The sequence below is a fragment of the Ruegeria sp. CDSC021 genome, assembly GCF_059610845.1.
The window spans coordinates 37,372-56,738 of the sequence record NZ_JBXWOK010000012.1 but is presented as its reverse complement, the minus strand read 5'-3'; the positions used below and the strand labels follow the sequence as shown (position 1 = coordinate 56,738).

At 56.8% G+C, this 19,367-nt stretch carries 18 protein-coding genes; 8 read left to right on the top strand and 10 right to left on the bottom strand.

Annotated features, from left to right (window positions below; translation table 11 throughout):
• Positions 1 to 50: 50 nt before the first annotated feature.
• Positions 51 to 776 carry a hypothetical protein gene (locus AC2FGB_RS16635; protein ID WP_281973390.1) on the bottom strand — a complete coding sequence of 242 codons (726 nt, stop codon included), beginning with the start codon at positions 774 to 776 and terminating at the stop codon, positions 51 to 53.
• Between the two features lie 177 nt (positions 777 to 953).
• On the opposite strand from AC2FGB_RS16635, the gene AC2FGB_RS16630 reads away from it, so the two are divergent.
• The 3 genes from AC2FGB_RS16630 to msrA all read left to right on the top strand — a co-directional run bounded on the left by AC2FGB_RS16630 (position 954) and on the right by msrA (position 3,377).
• Complete coding sequence (locus tag AC2FGB_RS16630) at positions 954 to 2,180, top strand: argininosuccinate synthase (RefSeq protein ID WP_142637390.1); 1,227 nt, start codon at positions 954 to 956, stop codon at positions 2,178 to 2,180.
• A 147-nt stretch (positions 2,181 to 2,327) separates the two neighbouring features.
• Complete coding sequence (locus AC2FGB_RS16625; RefSeq protein WP_142637392.1) at positions 2,328 to 2,609, top strand: SCP2 sterol-binding domain-containing protein; 282 nt, start codon at positions 2,328 to 2,330, stop codon at positions 2,607 to 2,609.
• A gap of 96 nt (positions 2,610 to 2,705) precedes the next feature.
• The gene (gene msrA / locus AC2FGB_RS16620; protein ID WP_496678658.1) at positions 2,706 to 3,377 is read left to right on the top strand and encodes a peptide-methionine (S)-S-oxide reductase MsrA; all 672 of its coding nucleotides are present in this window, start codon (positions 2,706 to 2,708) and stop codon (positions 3,375 to 3,377) included.
• On the opposite strand, the gene AC2FGB_RS16615 is transcribed toward msrA, so the two are convergent.
• Both AC2FGB_RS16615 and AC2FGB_RS16610 read right to left on the bottom strand, forming a co-directional pair.
• A complete protein-coding gene (locus tag AC2FGB_RS16615) occupies positions 3,374 to 4,243 on the bottom strand; it encodes a ribokinase (RefSeq protein WP_496690211.1) in 870 nt (289 codons plus the stop codon). The two genes, msrA and AC2FGB_RS16615, sit on opposite strands and share 4 nt — an antisense overlap.
• A 3-nt stretch (positions 4,244 to 4,246) precedes the next feature.
• Complete coding sequence (locus AC2FGB_RS16610; protein WP_142637398.1) at positions 4,247 to 6,502, bottom strand: NADP-dependent malic enzyme; 2,256 nt, start codon at positions 6,500 to 6,502, stop codon at positions 4,247 to 4,249.
• Between the two features lie 160 nt (positions 6,503 to 6,662).
• On the opposite strand from AC2FGB_RS16610, the gene mutS reads away from it, so the two are divergent.
• Entirely contained in the window at positions 6,663 to 9,275 is a 2,613-nt protein-coding gene (gene mutS / locus AC2FGB_RS16605) for a DNA mismatch repair protein MutS (protein ID WP_496694384.1), read from the top strand.
• Between the two features lie 32 nt (positions 9,276 to 9,307).
• Here the strand turns inward: mutS and AC2FGB_RS16600 are convergent, their stop codons facing one another.
• A complete protein-coding gene (locus AC2FGB_RS16600) occupies positions 9,308 to 9,871 on the bottom strand; it encodes a nucleotide exchange factor GrpE (RefSeq protein ID WP_142637400.1) in 564 nt (187 codons plus the stop codon).
• A 10-nt stretch (positions 9,872 to 9,881) separates the two neighbouring features.
• Entirely contained in the window at positions 9,882 to 10,946 is a 1,065-nt protein-coding gene (gene hrcA, locus AC2FGB_RS16595; RefSeq protein WP_281995819.1) for a heat-inducible transcriptional repressor HrcA, read from the bottom strand.
• 112 nt (positions 10,947 to 11,058) lie between these two features.
• Here hrcA and rph point away from each other — a divergent pair, with 112 nt between their 5' ends.
• From rph to AC2FGB_RS16575, 4 genes are read left to right on the top strand one after another with little or no spacing between them, the layout of a single operon-like run.
• Complete coding sequence (gene rph, locus AC2FGB_RS16590; RefSeq protein WP_496692602.1) at positions 11,059 to 11,772, top strand: ribonuclease PH; 714 nt, start codon at positions 11,059 to 11,061, stop codon at positions 11,770 to 11,772.
• Positions 11,769 to 12,383 (top strand): RdgB/HAM1 family non-canonical purine NTP pyrophosphatase, encoded by a 615-nt coding sequence (gene rdgB, locus AC2FGB_RS16585; RefSeq protein ID WP_496694366.1) that lies wholly within the window; start codon positions 11,769 to 11,771, stop codon positions 12,381 to 12,383. Before rph ends, rdgB begins: the two co-directional genes overlap by 4 nt.
• A complete protein-coding gene (gene hemW, locus AC2FGB_RS16580; RefSeq protein WP_496690204.1) occupies positions 12,373 to 13,527 on the top strand; it encodes a radical SAM family heme chaperone HemW in 1,155 nt (384 codons plus the stop codon). Before rdgB ends, hemW begins: the two co-directional genes overlap by 11 nt.
• Positions 13,528 to 13,530: 3 nt before the next feature.
• On the top strand, positions 13,531 to 13,884 hold the full coding sequence (locus AC2FGB_RS16575; RefSeq protein ID WP_142637410.1) for a YbaN family protein: 354 nt from the start codon (positions 13,531 to 13,533) through the stop codon (positions 13,882 to 13,884).
• On the opposite strand, the gene AC2FGB_RS16570 is transcribed toward AC2FGB_RS16575, so the two are convergent.
• The 5 genes from AC2FGB_RS16570 to mnmE are packed head-to-tail and all read right to left on the bottom strand — an operon-like array spanning position 13,874 to position 19,364.
• Positions 13,874 to 14,770 (bottom strand): ParB/RepB/Spo0J family partition protein, encoded by an 897-nt coding sequence (locus tag AC2FGB_RS16570; RefSeq protein WP_142637412.1) that lies wholly within the window; start codon positions 14,768 to 14,770, stop codon positions 13,874 to 13,876. The two genes, AC2FGB_RS16575 and AC2FGB_RS16570, sit on opposite strands and share 11 nt — an antisense overlap.
• Before the next feature lie 19 nt (positions 14,771 to 14,789).
• Positions 14,790 to 15,593 carry a ParA family protein gene (locus tag AC2FGB_RS16565; protein WP_142637414.1) on the bottom strand — a complete coding sequence of 268 codons (804 nt, stop codon included), beginning with the start codon at positions 15,591 to 15,593 and terminating at the stop codon, positions 14,790 to 14,792.
• Entirely contained in the window at positions 15,586 to 16,200 is a 615-nt protein-coding gene (gene rsmG / locus AC2FGB_RS16560; RefSeq protein WP_496694367.1) for a 16S rRNA (guanine(527)-N(7))-methyltransferase RsmG, read from the bottom strand. The genes AC2FGB_RS16565 and rsmG overlap by 8 nt, the downstream gene beginning before the upstream one ends.
• Positions 16,197 to 18,065, bottom strand: coding sequence for a tRNA uridine-5-carboxymethylaminomethyl(34) synthesis enzyme MnmG (mnmG, locus tag AC2FGB_RS16555; RefSeq protein ID WP_496694368.1), 1,869 nt, complete (start codon positions 18,063 to 18,065; stop codon positions 16,197 to 16,199). Before mnmG ends, rsmG begins: the two co-directional genes overlap by 4 nt.
• Before the next feature lie 12 nt (positions 18,066 to 18,077).
• Positions 18,078 to 19,364, bottom strand: coding sequence for a tRNA uridine-5-carboxymethylaminomethyl(34) synthesis GTPase MnmE (gene mnmE, locus AC2FGB_RS16550; protein ID WP_496690202.1), 1,287 nt, complete (start codon positions 19,362 to 19,364; stop codon positions 18,078 to 18,080).
• Between the last annotated feature and the right edge of the window lie 3 nt (positions 19,365 to 19,367).

Below are 19,367 nucleotides of genomic sequence, written 5' to 3'. Positions count from 1 at the left end.
TCCCTGCCCCATCATCGCTGAAAGAGCAAGGGATACATATGTGTACGAGTTCAGGTCAGCTGGCGCTTTTCAACGAACACGCCGTACATGGTGGTCAAGATACTGACATTGATCAGCGGCAAAACCAGAACCCCAAAGAACAGTGAGAGCAAAACACCCAGAACCGGGATGAAAGCGAGCGCTGTAAAGACCAACTGGACCACGACCTGGAACACAAAGCTTACAAGCAAAAGAACGATGATCGCGCCACCCGCACCGGCGGTGTTGTTCCAAGCTTGCCCAAGTGTCAACGGTTGCCCAATCGCTGCTGCGGGCAGGATTATGGACAAACGGTAGAAGCCGATGATGAGGAAGACGACAAGGACAATGACAAACACAACTGACAATGCTCCACCGCCCAGCGCTGAAAGTACCGCGCCTGCCGGCAGGAACGCGATGGCCATCAGGATACCCAACAGAAGAACCCGCCCGAAATAGGCCAGAATTCTATCGAACCGGAAGGTTGGGAATATACCTCTTGGATATTCCTCAAGCAGGACAAAGCGGTGCCACGACACCACAATCCAGAACATCGTCACAAATATCACGACCATAAAGCCCACCAGGAAGCCAATCGCCGATCCGCTCGAAACGCCTGCAGGCAACTCTCCGGTGGTTGTATTGAGTTGATCCAGCGGAACGTCCAATACAAAAAACAGGGCGACAATCACCGCTGTCGCAACCAAAGATGGCCCGAACGTAATCTGCAAAACCTGTTTGAGATTCCCAATAACCATCCGCACCGAATGTGCAAAAATCTGCCAACCCAACATCTGAAATCTATCCCTTCAACCAATCCTTGTTTTCTTTCCTTCTGTTTCACCCCAAATCCCGACCTGCGTCAACGCAGATAACTTGCCCCCGCGTTCAAAACCCGCTAGGGGCCAGTCGTTCTACGCATAAAGGGAAGTCAGATGTCCGCGCCCAAGAAAGTTGTTCTGGCCTATTCCGGTGGCCTTGATACCTCGATCATCCTGAAATGGTTGCAGACCGAGTATGGTTGTGAGGTCGTAACCTTCACCGCCGATCTGGGTCAGGGCGAGGAGTTGGAGCCCGCCCGCAAGAAGGCCGAGCTGCTGGGGATCAAGCCCGAAAACATCTATATTGAGGACATCCGCGAGGAATTCGTCCGCGATTTCGTCTTTCCGATGTTCCGCGCGAATGCGCAATATGAGGGCCTGTACCTGCTGGGCACCTCGATTGCGCGCCCGTTGATCTCGAAACGTCTGGTCGAGATTGCCGAGGCGACCGGAGCGGATGCCGTATCTCATGGCGCGACCGGCAAGGGCAACGATCAGGTGCGGTTCGAACTCGCGGCTTACGCGCTGAACCCCGACATCAAGGTCATCGCCCCCTGGCGCGAATGGGACTTGTCCAGCCGGACCAAGCTGCTGGAATTTGCCGAGGCGAACCAGATTCCGATCGCCAAGGACAAGCGGGGCGAGGCGCCGTTCTCGGTTGATGCCAACCTGCTGCACACCTCATCCGAGGGCAAGGTTCTGGAAGACCCCGCCGATATGGCGCCCGATTACGTCTATCAGCGCACGGTCCACCCCGAGGACGCGCCGAATAAACCTGAATTCATCGAGATCGGGTTCGAAAAAGGTGACGCGGTCAGCATCAACGGCGAGGCGATGAGCCCCGCGACCATCTTGACCAAGCTGAACGAATATGGCGGCAAGCACGGCATTGGGCGTCTCGATCTGGTCGAAGGTCGCTTTGTTGGCATGAAATCGCGCGGCATCTATGAAACACCGGGCGGCACTATCCTGTTGGAAGCACACCGTGGCATCGAGTCCATCACCATGGATCGGGGCGCGATGCATCTGAAAGACCAGCTGATGCCTCAATATGCAGAGCTGATCTATAACGGCTTCTGGTACTCGCCCGAGCGCGAGATGCTGCAGGCCGCGATCGACAAATCTCAGGATCATGTCACCGGCACCGTGCGCGTGAAGCTGTACAAAGGTCTGGCATCGACCGTGGGCCGCTGGTCGGAACACTCGCTGTATTCCGAGGCGCACGTGACCTTCGAAGAGGATGCTGGTGCCTACGATCAGAAAGACGCTGCGGGATTCATCCAACTGAACGCCCTACGCCTGAAACTGCTGGCAGCACGCGACAAACGGCTGTCAAAGTAAGACAGCTGAGATTTTGACCTGAAGACCCGGCAGCCCCTCAGGATGCCGGGTTTTTTATGCGCCCATTTTTGCCACCTCCCGTCAGGTCACTCTTGCTCCACCGCAGGATATGTCTTTACCCAAGTCACAACACTGAAAGGAGGGGGCATGTTGCAGGATATCGCAGAAGGTATTCAGAGCGGTCTGAATGGCAAAAACTTCGATGGGTCGTTGAAATTCGATTGCGGTGATGCCGGTGTGATTGTTCTGGCCGACAATCAGGCGACGACGCAGGATCGGGACACTGATTGCACCATTCGTATCTCACAAGAGAACCTAACCAAGCTGCTGACCGGCAAGCTGAACCCGATGACCGGTATTGCCATGGGCAAGCTCAAGATCTCGGGCAATATGGGTGTGGCGATGAAACTGGGGCAGTTGCTGGGCTAAGGCGATAAACTCGTCTCACCAGCGCGTGAGAACAGATGTCAGCGCGTTGCGCCCGGGGGTTTCCCAAGGCAGTCTGATCATGGAAGGAGACCCACCATGATCCGAACCACATACATTGACGCTGTCAAACCTTGGCTTCTGTTTGCGCTGATCCTCATCGTCGCAATGCTGCGCGCCGCGCCTGCACCGGCTGCCGGAACCGAGACGCTGACCGTGGCCGGGGGGTGTTTCTGGTGCGTTGAATCCGATTTCGAATCCGTGCCGGGCGTGGTTCAGGCGGTCTCGGGCTATACCGGGGGCGCAACGGCGGACCCGACCTATGGCGAGGTAACCAAAGGCGGCACCGGCCATTATGAGGCTGTTCAGATCACCTTTGATCCGGACCGTGTTTCCCGTGAAACCTTGCTGAGCCTGTTTTTCCGCTCGGTCGATCCCACGGATGCGGGCGGCCAGTTCTGCGACCGGGGCGAGAGTTACCGGACCGCGGTATTTGTCTCTAACACAGGCGAAAAGGCGTTAGCCGAGGCTGCAAAATCCAAAGCACAGAACGTCCTGCGTCAAACGATTGTCACCCCGATCCTGCAACAGGATCGGTTTTACCCGGCCGAAGCCTATCATCAGGATTACTATAAGGGCGAAAAACTGGTCTTTACGCGGTTCGGTCCCAAACGCCAGCGCAACGCCTATAAGGCCTATCGCAAAGCATGCGGTCGCGACGCCCGCGTCAAACAGCTGTGGGGCAGTGACGCGCCCTTTGCCGGGTCTTAATCAAAGCGCGCTTCGCGCACTTCTTTCAGATCAGGAATGACATCCGCCGTACCGTGCCGTGTCACCATCAACGCGGCAGCCCGGTTTGCCTGCAATATTGCCTGCTCCATCGGCATGCCACGATCCATTCCTGCCAGAACGTAACCAGTGAACGTATCGCCCGCACCAGTTGTGTCCACCGCCTGAACCTTGTGAGCCAAAAAATCCGAGGTCGTCCCCTTATGATGATATCGCGCGCCCTTTGATCCGAGGGTCACAATGACATGCTCTATCCCCAACTCGGACAGGCCCTGCCCGGTTGCCTGCCGCAACTGCTCGGCCTCGACCTCATTTAGGATCAGGAAATCCAGATACGGAAGAACCGCCCGCACTGCATCGGCTTGAAAAGGGGCCGCCGCGTAACAGACAGTCAGCCCCATTTCGCGGCCCATTTTTGCGGCTTCGACCTGCAAGTTGGTTTCGTTTTGCGTCACAATCAGATCACCCTGATCCGCCGATGACAGCGCCTGGCCCAGTTGATCTGACGTAATTGCATGATTTGCGCCTTGAAACAGGATGATGTTGTTTTCACCCTCGGCGTCTACGGCGATAATGGCGTGCCCGGTAGGATCTGAAACCTCGGCAATCCACCGGGTATCGACGCCATATTCGGTCAGCCTGTCACGCGCCCAGCGCCCGTCGGGCCCTATGGCCCCAATATGCGCCACCCGCGCGCCGGCCCGCGCGCCGGCGACGGACATATTCGCGCCCTTGCCGCCCAGAAACCGATCTAAACGGTTGGCCGAAAGCGTCTCACCCGCGCCCGGCAGGTGTGGCACATCATAAATCATGTCTGCATTGATCGAGCCTAGATTCCAGATTGTCATGGCTTAACCAATATCGCAGGAGGCCAGAATGGCCATGTTCAGAATGTCATTGGCCGTCGATATGGTCGAACAGATCTGAATCGGCTTGTCGATGCCCGACAAGATCGGGCCAATCACCGTGGCCCCACCCATTTCCTGCATCAACTTGGTCGAGATCGAGGCCGAATGCCGTGCTGGGACAATCAGGATATTCGCCGGTCCGGTCAGGCGCTGGAACGGATAGTTTGCCTGCTGGTCGACATTCAGCGCCACGTCCACCGTCATTTCACCTTCGTATTCGAAATCTACGCCACGCTGATCCAGAACGGCAGGAGCGCGGTGCATCTTTTCGGCCCGCTCCGACACCGGGTAGCCAAACGTCGAAAAGCTGACAAAGGCAACGCGCGGCTCCAGCCCCATATGGCGGGCAACGGCTGCTGAGCGCTCGGCGATATTGGCCAGATCGTTTTCGTCCGGCCATTCATGGACTAGAGTGTCGCCGATCAGCACGATCCGCCCCTTGTGCAACAGCGCCGTCACACCGGCCGCGCCACGGGCCGCATCTGCATCGAACACATGGTTGATCCGATCCAGCACATGCGCCGATTTACGCGTCGCGCCCGAGACCAAACCGTCGCCATGCCCATGTGCCAGCATCAGCGATGAAAACACATGCCGGTCGCGCGCGGCAAGTCGATGAATATCCTTTCGATCAAAGCCTTTACGCTGCAGGCGATCGTACAAAAAATCAGAATAGGTATCGAGATGCGCAGTGTTGGCGGCATTCACGACCTCCAGCTCACGCACAGCATCGCCCAGCCCGGCCTCTTCCAGCTTTTGCTTGACGTCATCCGGGCGGCCTACGACCAGCGCCTTACCAAAGCCCGAGCGTTGATACATCACCGCAGCCCGCAGCACACGCGGATCGTCGCCCTCGGCAAAGATCATTCGGCTTTGCGCCTGACGGGCCCGCGCGTTCAGGCCGCGCAGAATGCTGGCGGTCGGATCCATGCGGGATTTCAAGCTCAGCTCATACGCGTCCATGTCGATAATCGGGCGCCGCGCCGCGCCGGTATCCATCCCGGCCCGCGCAACGGCGGGCGGAATGCGGTGAATCAGGCGCGGATCGAAAGGTGTCGGGATAATATAATCGCGCCCAAAGGTCAGCGACTTACCATAGGCCATCGCGACCTCATCAGGGACATCTTCGCGCGCGAGGTTGGCCAGGGCGTGGGCACAGGCAATTTTCATCTCGTCATTGATGGCGCGGGCGTGGATATCCAGCGCACCGCGGAACAGGTAGGGAAAGCCCAACACGTTGTTGACCTGGTTCGGATAATCGCTGCGCCCTGTGGCGACGATGGCATCAACGCGCACTTCGTGGGCCTCTTCCGGCGTAATTTCCGGATCGGGGTTTGCCATCGCAAAAATCACCGGGTTATCGGCCATGCTGGCGACCATATCCTGCGTCACAGCCCCTTTGACCGACACGCCCAGAAAGACGTCTGCGCCTTTCATGGCGTCTTCCAGCGTACGCAGATCTGTGGTGATCGCATGGGCCGATTTCCACTGGTTCATGCCCTCGGTCCGGCCCTGATAGATCACGCCTTTGGTGTCACACACGATGCAGTTCTCATGCCGCGCGCCCATCGACTTGAGCAGTTCGATACACGCTATCCCAGCAGCCCCGGCACCGTTCAGAACAATCTTCACATCTTCGATCTTCTTGCCCGAGATACGCAGCGCATTCAGCAGGCCCGCCGCACAGATCACCGCCGTGCCATGCTGATCATCGTGGAAGACGGGGATATCCATTTCTTCCTTCAGGCGCTGTTCGATGATGAAACACTCGGGCGCCTTGATGTCTTCCAGATTGATGCCGCCAAAGGTTGGCCCCATCAGTCGCACGGCGCGGCAGAACTCATCCGGGTCTTCGGTGTCCAGCTCGATATCGATCGAGTTTACGTCAGCGAAACGCTTGAACAGGACTGACTTGCCCTCCATCACCGGTTTTGAGCCCAGCGCGCCCAGATTACCAAGACCCAAAACCGCCGTCCCATTCGAAATCACGGCGACCAGATTTCCCTTGTTGGTATAGTCATAGGCCGTTTCTGGATTTTCCGCGATTGCTTCACATGGAACAGCCACGCCGGGGCTGTAGGCCAGCGACAGGTCGCGCTGCGTCGTCATGGGAACGGTGGCTTGTACCTCCCACTTGCCAGGAGTTGGGTCCAGGTGAAAGGCCAGCGCCTCTTCGTTGGTGATCTTCGCTTTGGGCATTTGATACGTCGTTTCTCTGCAACTTCGGGGCTTCTGCCTCATAGCGCAGGCACGCGCGCGCCTCAACGAGAATACTTTTGCCTTTCGCACCAGATGGCGGATTTGTAAGGTCGCGACCGAACGCCGTCAAAAGGGATCAACCTTGTCCACAGTCACGCCGATGATGGCGCAATATCTCGAAATCAAAGAGGCCCATGCCGACGCCCTTCTGTTTTACCGGATGGGCGATTTCTACGAGATGTTTTTCGAGGATGCCGTCAACGCCGCCGAGGCGCTGGACATCGCCCTGACCAAACGCGGCAAGCACAACGACGCCGACATTCCGATGTGCGGTGTGCCGGTCCATGCCGCCGAAGGGTACCTGCTGACGCTGATCCGAAAAGGCTTTCGCGTGGCCGTTTGCGAACAGATGGAAAGCCCGGTTGAGGCAAAGAAGAGAGGCTCTAAATCAGTTGTAAAGCGCGGTGTTGTCCGACTGGTGACACCCGGAACACTGACCGAGGACGCGCTGCTAGAGGCGCGCCGCCACAACTTTCTGGCCTGTTATGCCGAGGTGAGGGATGAAGCGGCGCTTGCCTGGGCCGATATCTCAACCGGGGCGTTTCACGTGATGCCTTTGACCTCTGTGCGCCTAAGCCCTGAACTGGCCCGACTGGCCCCGTCGGAGCTGATCGTGGCGGACGGGGCCGAACAGGTCCTGCACGAACCTGCCCGCGATCTGGGCATCTCGCTGACGCCCATTGGCCGCGCCAGTTTCGACAGCACGGCGGCTGAAAAGCGCATCTGCGCTTTGTTTCACGTGGGCGCGCTGGACGCGTTTGGAAATTTTGGCCGGGCCGAAGTGTCCGCTATGGGCGCATTGATTGACTATTTGGAGATCACGCAAAAAGGCAAATTGCCCCTGCTGCAAACGCCGCTGAAAGAATCCGAGGACCGCGTGGTGCAGATCGACGCCGCAACGCGCCGCAATCTGGAGCTGACCCGGTCGCTGTCTGGCGGGCGCGCCGGATCGCTTTTGTCGGTGGTTGACCGTACAGTCACGCCGGGCGGCGCGCGGTTGTTGGAACAGCGCCTGTCCAGCCCCTCGCGCAATCTGGATGTGATCCACGGGCGGTTGGATGCGGTAAGTTTTGCAGCCGATGACAGCCTGATCGCCCAAGATCTGCGCGATGCCCTGCGCAAAACCCCCGATTTGGACCGCGCCTTGTCGCGCCTGTCGCTGGAACGCGGCGGTCCTCGCGATCTGGCCGCCATCCGCAACGGGCTGGCGCAGGCTGCAACCATAGCCGAACTGTGCAATGCCGGAGATCTGCCGGTATTGCTGGCCACTGCGGTGCAAAACCTGACAGGGTTTGATGATCTGCTGACCCTGCTGGATGAGGCGCTTGTGGCCGAGCCGCCTCTGATGGCGCGCGACGGCGGCTTCATTGCCCCCGGCTATGACGCGGAACTGGATGAGGCGCGCACCCTGCGGGACGAAGGCCGCTCGGTCATCGCCGGGTTTCAGCAGAAATATTCCCAGCACACCGGCATCACCTCGCTGAAGATCAAGCATAACAACGTGCTGGGCTATTTCATCGAAACCACGGCCACACATGCCGAAAAGATGTTGAACCCGCCGTTCTCCGAAACCTATATCCACCGGCAAACCACGGCCAATCAGGTGCGGTTCACGACAGTAGAACTGTCCGAGATCGAAACCCGTATCCTGAACGCCGGAAATCATGCTTTGGAGATCGAAAAGCGGCTCTATCAAAGGCTTTCTGATGAGATTCTTACCCGTGCTGCGCAACTGAACCAAGCCGCGCGCGGGCTGGCAGAACTGGACCTAACCACTGCGCTGGCCGATCTGGCACGGGGCGAGAACTGGTGTCGCCCGCAGGTCGATGCCTCTCGTGCCTTTGATATTCAGGGCGGGCGGCATCCGGTTGTTGAACATGCGCTGCGCCAACAAAGCGGTGACGCGTTTATCGCCAATGATTGTGATCTCAGCGCCGAAGATGGTGCTGCAATCTGGTTGCTGACCGGCCCCAACATGGCGGGTAAATCAACCTTCCTGCGGCAGAATGCGCTGATCGCCCTGCTTGCACAGATGGGCAGCTATGTTCCAGCCGAACAAGCCTATATCGGTGTAGTCAGCCAGCTGTTCAGCCGTGTCGGGGCATCTGACGATCTGGCCAGGGGTCGGTCGACCTTTATGGTTGAAATGGTCGAAACCGCCGCCATCCTCAATCAAGCCGACGATCATGCGCTGGTCATTCTGGATGAAATCGGACGCGGGACGGCCACCTATGACGGGCTTTCCATCGCCTGGGCCACGCTCGAACATCTGCACGCCGCCAATAAATGTCGCGCGCTGTTTGCAACGCATTATCACGAGCTGACCGCGCTGGCCGGAAATCTAGAAGGTGTCGACAACGCCACCGTTGCGGTCAAGGAATGGGAGGGCGAAGTGATCTTTTTGCACGAGGTTCACAAAGGCGCCGCAGACCGGTCCTATGGTGTCCAGGTGGCGCAACTGGCTGGCCTGCCGGCATCCGTTGTCGAACGTGCCCGCGTTGTGCTGGACCAGCTGGAGAAAACCGAACGCGAAGGCGGCAAGCAAAAGGCTTTGATCGACGATCTGCCGCTGTTCTCGGCTGCCCCGCCGCCACCGCCTCCCCCAAAAGCTTCACCCGTTGCGGATATGTTGGGTGAGATCTTGCCGGATGAGCTAAGCCCGCGCGAGGCATTGGACCTGATCTATAAATTGAAAGAGGCGGCCAGATCCTGACCGCCTCAATAATTGAATGATATCTTAAGCGCTTAGCTTGCCGGCGTGGACGACACACCCACCTGCGCGGGGCGCAAGAGCCGGTCGTACAGCATAAAGCCTTCTGCAGATACCTGGATGATGTCACCGGCGCGTGTTCCGGGCACGGGGGCCTCGAACATCGCCTCATGCACATTGGGGTCAAACCGATCGCCAACTTCTGGCGTGATCACCTGAATCCCGTGTTTCTGAAACACGTCCTTCAGCGCGCGCATGGTCAGTTCAACACCTTCCAGCAAAGCGCCTGCGACCTCTTTCTGCTCGTCGGTTGCGGCCTCAAGCGCGCGTTTCATATTGTCATAGACCGGCAGCATGTCACGGGCCAGTTTCGAGCCGCCATACTGTTCGGCATCGCGCCGTGCCTTGTCGCCGCGCTTGCGCGCGTTTTCCGCATCGGCCAATGCACGCATGAATTTGTCTTTGTAGTCGTCGCGCTCGGCGCGCAGCTCATCCAGCTCCAGCGCTTCTTCGCTGATCTCAGCAAATTCATCTGCCAGCTCTTCGGCCTCGGCCGTTGCGATATCGTCCAGAAAATCTTCGTTCTTGGGCTCTGCCATCTCTTACCCTCTAGCTCCGGTCGGATATCAGTTTGCCGACCAGTTGCGCCGTATAATCCACGATCGGCACGATCCGTCCATAATTCAGACGTGTGGGCCCGATGACCCCAACCGCACCGATTATCTTACGATCAGCGTTCATATATGGAGACACCACCAAAGAGGAACCCGAAAGTGAGAAAAGTTTGTTCTCAGACCCGATAAAAATGCGCACACCTTCGCCTTCTTCGGTCAATTCCAGAAATTCGGCGATGTCGCGCTTGCGTTCGAGGTCGTCAAACAGGGTGCGAATGCGCTCCAACTCATCTGCTTCGCCACGTTCACCCAGCAGATTCGCCCGCCCTCGGACGATCAAACGAGCCGAGTCGCCATCATCCCCGTCCCATGCGGCCATGCCGCTGTCGACCATTTCACGGGCCAGCACGTCAATTTCCTGTTTCCGCGCATCGATCTGGGTCAGCATCTGACGGCGAACCTCGCTGATTGTGCGGCCCTCGATCAGGGCGTTCAGAAAATTCGCCGCTTCCCGCATCGAGCTGGGCGTTTGCCCGGGTGGCGGCTTGAACAGCCGGTTTTCCACCTGACCGTCGGAAAAGACCAAAACCACCAGGGCCCTGTCATGCCCAAGCGACACAAATTCGATATGTTTGATTTCCGCTTCGTGTTTCGGCGTCAAAACCAGTGAGGCCCCTTGTGTCACGTGTGACAAGGCCGCACCGACACGGTCAAGCATCCCGCCGACATCCCCCGAGTTAGCGCCCAGTGTGTCGTCCAGCTTCTGCCGGTCATCCGCGCCCAGATCACCGACCTCCAGCAATCCGTCCACGAACATCCGTAACCCGTGTTGCGTCGGAATCCGCCCCGCACTGACATGAGGGCTGTCGAGCAGGCCCAGAAACTCAAGATCCTGCATCACATTGCGAACCGTCGCCGCACTGACTTTTTCCGACAAAGTGCGCGTCAGGGTACGGCTGCCGACAGGCTCACCGCTATCCAGATAGCTTTCGACAATCAGCCGAAACACCTCGCGCGACCGGTCATTCATCTCGTTCAGAATTTTGCTTGCGTCACTCATCGGCAATCCTCTGCTGGATGGCCATTAAATAGCAGGTAGGCGAAAGGTCAATCAGGGTTGCATCCTGACGCTGCGGGGCGGTATCCCCAAACCAGCAAACAAAGGAATTCCCATGCGACCCTCAGGACGTGATCTAAACGAAATGCGCGCCGTTTCAATCGAAACGGGATTTACCAAACATGCCGAAGGTTCCTGCCTGATTAAGATGGGCGATACCCATGTGTTGTGCACTGCCACGATCGAAGATCGCGTGCCACCGTTCATCAAAGGTTCGGGCCTGGGCTGGGTTACCGCTGAATACGGCATGCTGCCCCGTGCGACCAATACACGGATGCGGCGCGAGGCTGCCAGCGGTAAGCAGGGTGGTCGTACCGTGGAAATCCAGCGTTTGATCGGCCGTGCCCTGCGTGCAGGTGTCGATCGAGTTGCCTTGGGTGAACGCCAGATCACCGTCGACTGCGATGTGATCCAGGCCGATGGTGGCACCCGATGTGCCTCGATCACAGGCGGTTGGGTTGCGCTGCGTCTTGCGGTCAACAAGCTAATGAAAACGGGTGACGTGATCTCGGACCCGCTGGTTGACCCGGTTGCAGCTGTGTCCTGCGGTATTTACGCCGGTCAACCGGTGCTGGACCTGGATTACCCCGAAGACAGCGAAGCCGGCGTGGACGGCAACTTTATCATGACCGGGTCCGGCAAATTGATCGAAGTTCAAATGAGCGCGGAGGGCTCGGTCTTTAGCCGCGTTCAGATGGATCAACTAATGGATCTGGCTGAACAGGGCGTTAGTGAACTGGCTGCTGCGCAAAAGGCCGCCACCGCATGACCCGCAAGTTCGACGGCGATAGGTTGCTGGTGGCCACGCATAACAAAGGCAAGCTTGAGGAGATGGCACATCTGCTTGAACCCTTTGGCGTCACTGTTATCGGCGCCGCTGACATGGACCTGCCTGAACCGGAAGAGACCGAGGATACATTCGTCGGCAATGCCCGGATCAAGGCCCATGCCGCCGCCAAAGCCACCGGCCTTCCTGCCCTGTCGGACGATTCCGGGATCACCGTCGACGCGCTGGATGGCGCGCCGGGCGTATATACCGCCGATTGGGCAGAAACCGGCAATGGCCGCGATTTCCTGATGGCGATGACACGCGCACATGAGGAGCTTGAGGCGAAGAACGCCGCCCATCCCCGCACCGCACAATTTCGCTGCACGTTGGTTTTGGCCTGGCCCGACGGGCATGATGAGGTGTTCGAAGGCATCGCCCCCGGTCACTTGGTCTGGCCCATTTGCGGTGCGGACGGCTTTGGTTATGATCCAATGTTTGTGCCCGAGGGTCATGACATTACCTTTGCCGAGATGGATCGCTGGGAAAAGAACAAGATCAGCCATCGCGGTCGCGCGGTTGAGATGTTCGTGAAAGGCTGTTTTGGCGGATGATTGGCGCAATGGGGGCTTTGGCCTGTATGTGCATTGGCCCTTTTGCGAGGCCAAATGCCCCTATTGCGATTTCAACAGCCATGTTTCAAAAAATATAGATCAAAAACAATGGCTTGATGCATATCTGGTCGAGCTGCGCCGTAGCGCTTCCGAAACCCCCAACCGTGTCCTGAACACCATCTTCTTTGGCGGCGGCACCCCGTCTCTGATGGATCCCGAAACCGTCGCCGCAGTGATTGATACCGCCCGCGCCCTTTGGCACCCCGCCAATGACATGGAAATCACACTTGAAGCCAATCCCAGCTCGGTCGAGGCGGGACGGTTCGCAGCCTACCGGGAAGCAGGCGTCAACCGTATCTCAATGGGGGTTCAGGCGCTGAATGATGACGATCTGCGCCGGTTGGGCCGCATTCACAGCGTGGCCGAAGCGCGGGCTGCTTATGACATAGCCCGTCATTGTTTTGAACGGGTCAGCTTTGACCTGATCTATGCGCGGCAACATCAAACCCTTGATGCCTGGCGCGCAGAGTTGACCGAAGCCCTGTCGATGGCGGTCGATCACCTGTCGCTGTACCAACTGACCATAGAAGACGGAACCGCCTTTGGTGATCGCTATGCCGTGGGCAAGCTACGCGGCCTGCCCTTGGATGATAGCGCCGCCGATATGTATCTGGCCACGCAAAAGATCTGCGAGGCTCATGGTCTGCCCGCCTATGAGGTATCGAACCACGCCCGCCCCGGCGCGGAATCACAGCACAATCTGATCTATTGGCGCTATGGTGACTATGTCGGCATTGGCCCCGGCGCCCATGGACGGATCACCCAGAATGGCCAGAAATACGCGACTGAAACCTATCTGAATCCGCAGCGGTGGTTGGACGCGGCTTCCTGTGGTAGCGGAGAGAAAGAACGCGCCGCATTGTCGCGTGAAGATCAGGCAAGTGAATACCTTATGATGGGCCTTAGGGTTACCGGCGGGCTAGATATAGATAGATATATGGGAATATCAGGCCACCCCTTACCACAAGACCCATTGGGCCATCTTCAGGATATCGGCATGGTTCAAATGCTGGATGGTAGACTGATGGCCACAACCGACGGGCGTGCCGTCTTGAACGCGGTGATCCGCGAACTTTTGGGGTAGACCATGCAATATCTGTGGGCAGGGCTTGGATTGTTATGTGTCGGGCTGGCCGCTGTTGGGGTGGTACTTCCCCTACTACCAACGGTTCCATTTCTGCTACTCGCCGCCTTCTTCTTTGCCCGCTCGTCTTCACGGCTGCATAGCTGGCTGATAACGCACCGACTGTTTGGCCCAATGATCGTCGATTGGCAGAGTTCAGGCGCGATTCGTCCGGCCGCAAAAAAGGCGGCCACCCTGTCGGTCACCGCTGTATTTGGATTATCGGTCATGATGTCTGCGCCGTCTCATGTCCTGATCATCCAGGCGATTGTACTAGGCGGCGTGATGTTCTTTATCTGGACCCGCCCTAGCGGCTGAGCTTGGAACAAAGATCATCCAGTTGATCCAGGTTCTCATAGGTCAGAACCACCTGCCCCGTTTCCGAGCCCGCTTTGTGATTGATCGCCACTTTCATCGCCAGAATCGCGGAAAGATCCTTTTCCAGCGCCCGGGTATCCGCATCTTTACCCGCATTCAGATCCCGAGACCTTGGTGCCGGTCGGGCCGCATCCCCCTGCTGTTGCTTCTTCACCAGCGCTTCCGTTGCCCGCACCGACAGCCCATCTTTGACAATTTGCTTTGCAAGGTCAGAGGCATTCTCGGCCGTGATCAGCGTTCGCGCATGGCCAGCCGATAATTTTCCTTCTATTACAAGGGTTTGTACATCCATTGGCAGGGACAACAGGCGCAGCAAATTGGCAATATGACTGCGGCTTTTGCCCAATGCTTCAGCCAGCTTTTCTTGCGTATGACCAAAGCGGTCCATCAGCTGCTTATAGCCGGCCGCCTCTTCCACCGCATTCAAATCCGCGCGCTGAATGTTTTCGATAATGGCGACTTCCAGAACCTCAGTGTCATCAAAATCGCGAACGATAACGGGGATATCATGCAACTGCGCCATTTGCGCCGCGCGCCAGCGGCGTTCACCCGCGACGATTTCATAATCGCCTTCGGCAATTTCTCGGACGATCAGCGGCTGAATGATCCCCTTCTCTTTGACCGAAGCGGCAAGCTCATCCAGATGTTCCCGGGCAAAGGTGCGGCGCGGCTGATTTGGGTTTGCGTGAAGCTTTTCAATTGGAATCGTCAGGTCCGGCCGCCGTGAATCAGTTGGCACGCGTCCCTGGGGCTCTTGTGTGACATCTGCCATCAACGCCGAAAGCCCGCGACCCAACCCTCTTGGTTTTGATTTTCTGGCTGTCACAGGGTCCTCCTAGTACCGCTCAGACTGCGGTCTTATTGTTCTTATGCATGACTTCCCGGGCCAAATGCCGATAGGCCATCGCGCCCAGAGACCCCGAGTCATATTGCAAAACCGGCAACGCGTATGACGGAGCCTCACTGACCCGCACATTTCTGGGTATTTTGGTTTTAAATACCATCTCACCCAGATTGTCACGTGCGTCTTTTTCGACCTGACGGGACAAGTTGTTGCGGTTGTCATACATAGTCAGCACAACACCTTCGATTCTGAGGTCTGGATTCGCAGTCTGTCGCACCTCGCGAATGGTCAGCATGAGCTGAGACAAACCCTCTAATGCGAAGAACTCGCTTTGCAATGGCACCAGTACGGAATGCGCTGCGACCATCGCGTTTACCGTCAGAAGATTCAGCGATGGTGGACAGTCAATCAGGACGAAATCCAGATCGTACTTATCAATAGCAGTCTGGCGTAATGCGTCATGCAGTAGATAGCTGCGTTTTTCGTTCGAAATCAGTTCGATATCAGCGGAACTGAGGTCTACCGTAGCGGGGACAACGAGAATACCTTCAATCTCCGAGTCCTGAACGACCGCGTCCAAAGGCGCATCATCCAGAATCAGGTCATAAGTTGTCCAATCTCGATCCTCGACACCTAAACCGGTTGAAGCATTCCCCTGTGGATCCAGATCAACCACTAAAACCCTGCATCCGGCCTCGGCCAAGCCTGCTGCCAAGTTTATGGCTGTTGTCGTCTTCCCAACCCCGCCCTTCTGGTTGGCTACCGCTATGATCCGGGGGCCTGAGGGACGAGATAGATCAACCACGTGATACTCCTTTGACCTTGAGGATGACGGCTTGGGGCTCTGTTAAACTTGTAATCGGATCACAGGTGAAATTCCATTCTTCCTGCGCATCCTGCACCTCTTTTTTCCAGCTTACACCTTTCGGCAACAAAGCGACGCCAGAATCGCCTAAATGTCTGTCACAAAAAGATAATAATACCCCGAGATCTGCCAAGGCGCGGGCAGACAAAACATCTGCATTCAGGGGGTCCACCGCTTCAATGCGTTTCGCCACCACTTTACAGTTTGCGCAACATTCCCGGGATACATTGCGTAAAAACGCAGATTTTCGCTGATCGCTTTCAACAAAGGTAAATTTTGCGTCTGGCGCTTCTTCAATCGCCATGATTGCACAGACCATACCAGGAAACCCGCCACCACTTCCAATATCAACCCAATGCGAAAAGTTCTCGGCACATCGAAAAACCTGAACGGAATCCAAAATGTGCCGTGTCCAGATTTCGGACAAGCTTTTGCGCGAAACGAGGTTGATTTTCGGGTTCCAGCGCTCGACAAGGGCAACATATGTTGCCAGTCGATCAAATGTTTCACGTGAAACATTCAGACCGTCAAACAGCTCTTCCTTCATGCTTTGCGCACCCTCTGATCTCGGCGAAGCTTGGCCAACACCAAAGTCAGCGCTGCCGGCGTCACACCCTCTATCCGGCTTGCCTGCGCTACATTCTCGGGACGGGCGTTGGACAACTTCTGCTTCATCTCTGACGACAGCCCATCCAATGCGAAGAAGTCAAAATCACGCGGAATCTCATAGGCTTCATCGCGTTTCATCGCTTCGACATCACGTCTTTGCCGCTCGATATAATTCGCATACAGCGCATCGCGTTCCACTTGCTGCCGAATGCCTGATTCAACGTCCTGCAACTCAGGAATCAAGGGAACAAGGTCCTCAAAGCTCACATCAGGAAAGGCCAAAATCGCCATACCATCGCGGCGATTGCCATCCTGATTGACCTCGATACCAGCTTCTCGCACTTCTTTCGGAGTATAGGTATGATCTGTGAGCTTCTTTTTTGCAGCCTCCAACTTCTCCATCTTTTCAGAGAAGTGCTTGCGGCGCGTCTCGCTTACGCAACCTAGGCGTATGCCAATAGGTGTCAGTCGTTGGTCGGCATTATCGGCGCGCAAAGACAATCTAAACTCTGCCCGTGAGGTAAACATCCGATAAGGTTCCGCCACTCCGCGAGTAGTCAGGTCATCGACCATGACGCCAATATAACTGTCGGAACGCGTGAAATGGATTGGATCCCGACCCAAGACCTGAAGGGCAGCATTGAGGCCAGCCACCATTCCCTGAGCTGCAGCTTCCTCATATCCTGTGGTGCCGTTAATCTGACCCGCAAGATATAGTCCTGGCGCCTCAGGCAACGACAGTGATGATGTCAGAACGCGAGGATCTACGTAGTCATATTCGATGGCGTAGCCAGGTTGGAGGATCTCCGCCTTTTCCAACCCCTTAATGGATCTGACATAATCGACCTGAACATCCTGTGGCAGTGAGGTAGAAATTCCATTCGGATAGATTGTGTGATCATTCACACCTTCTGGCTCGAGGAAAATCTGATGAGATTCCTTATCCGCAAACCGCACAATCTTATCTTCGATCGAAGGGCAATATCTGGGGCCTATACCGTCAATATGTCCCCCATACATCGCCGATCTGGAAAGATTCTTTTCAATGATCTCATGTGTTCTGGCATTGGTATGCGTAATCCCGCAAGAAATCTGCGGTGCCACCACCCCCATCGAAAGGAATGAGAACAGCGTAGGTTCATCATCGCCGTCCTGACGTTCGAGACCTGACCAATCAATCGTCCGACCATCCAGGCGGGGCGGTGTCCCGGTTTTCAAGCGTCCTAGCGGCAGGTTAAGGCTATCCAGACGCTCGGCCAGCTTTACAGAAGGACGGTCCCCCATACGCCCGCCAGGGCGCGATACGTCACCAATGTGAATAACGCCTCTCAAAAATGTCCCAGACGTCAGGATCACAGCGCCGGCCCGTATTTCAGACTCATCCGCCAATCGAATTCCGGTAACAGCAGGTCCATTCACCAGGAAATCTGTCACCTCGCCGACTACGACGCTGAGGTTCGGCTGTGCCGTGGTTTCTCGCTGCATCGCAGCTCGGTACAAAGCCCGGTCTGCCTGCGTTCTGGGCCCCTGAACTGCGGGGCCTTTACGGCGATTCAGCAAACGAAACTGAATTCCCGCCTGGTCTGCGACGCGCCCCATCACCCCGTCCAACGCGTCAATTTCGCGAACAAGATGCCCTTTGCCGAGGCCCCCAATAGCGGGGTTACAGGACATTACGCCGATATCAGTGGCCGACAGAGTCACAAGGGCGGTAGTCGCACCCATCCGGGCGGCCGCATGGGCCGCTTCTGTTCCGGCGTGGCCCGCTCCGATAACGACGACGTCAAAATCCGAATGTTTCACGTGAAACACTCCTTACTTTCCCAGGCAGAAGCTTGAGAATATTTCATCCAACAAGTCTTCTACACCAATTCTGCCAACCAGAGCTTCCAAAGCGCGGATCGCGGTTCTCAGTTCCTCGGCTGCGATATCATACAGGTCGGGACCTGATTCCAGAACAGCGATTGCAGCACTAAGTGCATCGCGCGCTGTGATCAGCGCTATACGATGCCTTTCACGCGTAGCGATACCATGGGTAGTAGTACGATCACCTAAAACACGCGATATGTTGGAAATCAACCGATCCACACCCTGCCCGGTTTTCCCTGAGATTCCTTCATCAGAACTGTTTCTCAGATCGGATTTCGGAAGAACCTGAATATCTCCCTCCAACAGCTGAACGCCCAGCTCTTTTGGATCATCAGTCAGAAATACGCGCAGATCGGCGGCCTCGGCGCGCTTTTTGGCCCGCTCAATTCCCAGGCTTTCGACGTGATCGTCGGTTTCCCGCAAGCCCGCTGTATCCAACAAAGTAACGGGAAGTCCCTCAAGGTCCATTCGAACTTCAATCACATCGCGCGTAGTGCCGGCATATTCCGACGTGATCGCTGCTTCGCGACCGGCCAGAGCATTCAGCAATGTCGACTTTCCAGCATTTGGCAAGCCAACAATCGCAACCTCGAACCCGGTTCGAATGCGTTCCGCAATACGAACCCCTTCAGCTTCACGTTGTAGATCTGCAATGACATCTGTGATCAACTGGCGCACTTCAGGGGTAACATCGGTTGGCACCTCTTCATCGGCAAAATCAATCACTGCCTCAAGCAGCGATGCGGCGCGAATCAAATCGCGCCGCCAGCGTTCAGCCAAATTCCCAAGCTCTCCGGCCAGAATGATCTGTGCTTGCTTGCGTTGAGCTTCTGTCTCAGCGTCGATCAGATCGGCAAGGCCCTCGACCTGTGTCAAATCCATTTTGCCGTTTTCCAAGGCACGGCGGGTGAATTCCCCGGGATCGGCCAGGCGCAAACCGTCCATGTCCGCAAGGCAGCGCATGACGGCGTTGACCGCCGCTGTACTGCCGTGAATCTGTAGCTCTGCCACGTCTTCGCCAGTAAAGCTGGCCGGGGCCTGGAAGGTCAGAACTACCCCATCATCCAGGCGCGATCCGTCTTTGCCATACAGGCTGCGCACCCGCATCCCGCGGGAGGGCAAAGCAGCACCGGAAAGAGCAGCCGCGGCAGGATGCGCCAAGGGGCCCGAGAGACGGATGACCGCCACCCCTGCCTTGCCTTGCGCGCTGGCCAAGGCGAATATCGTATCCATTCG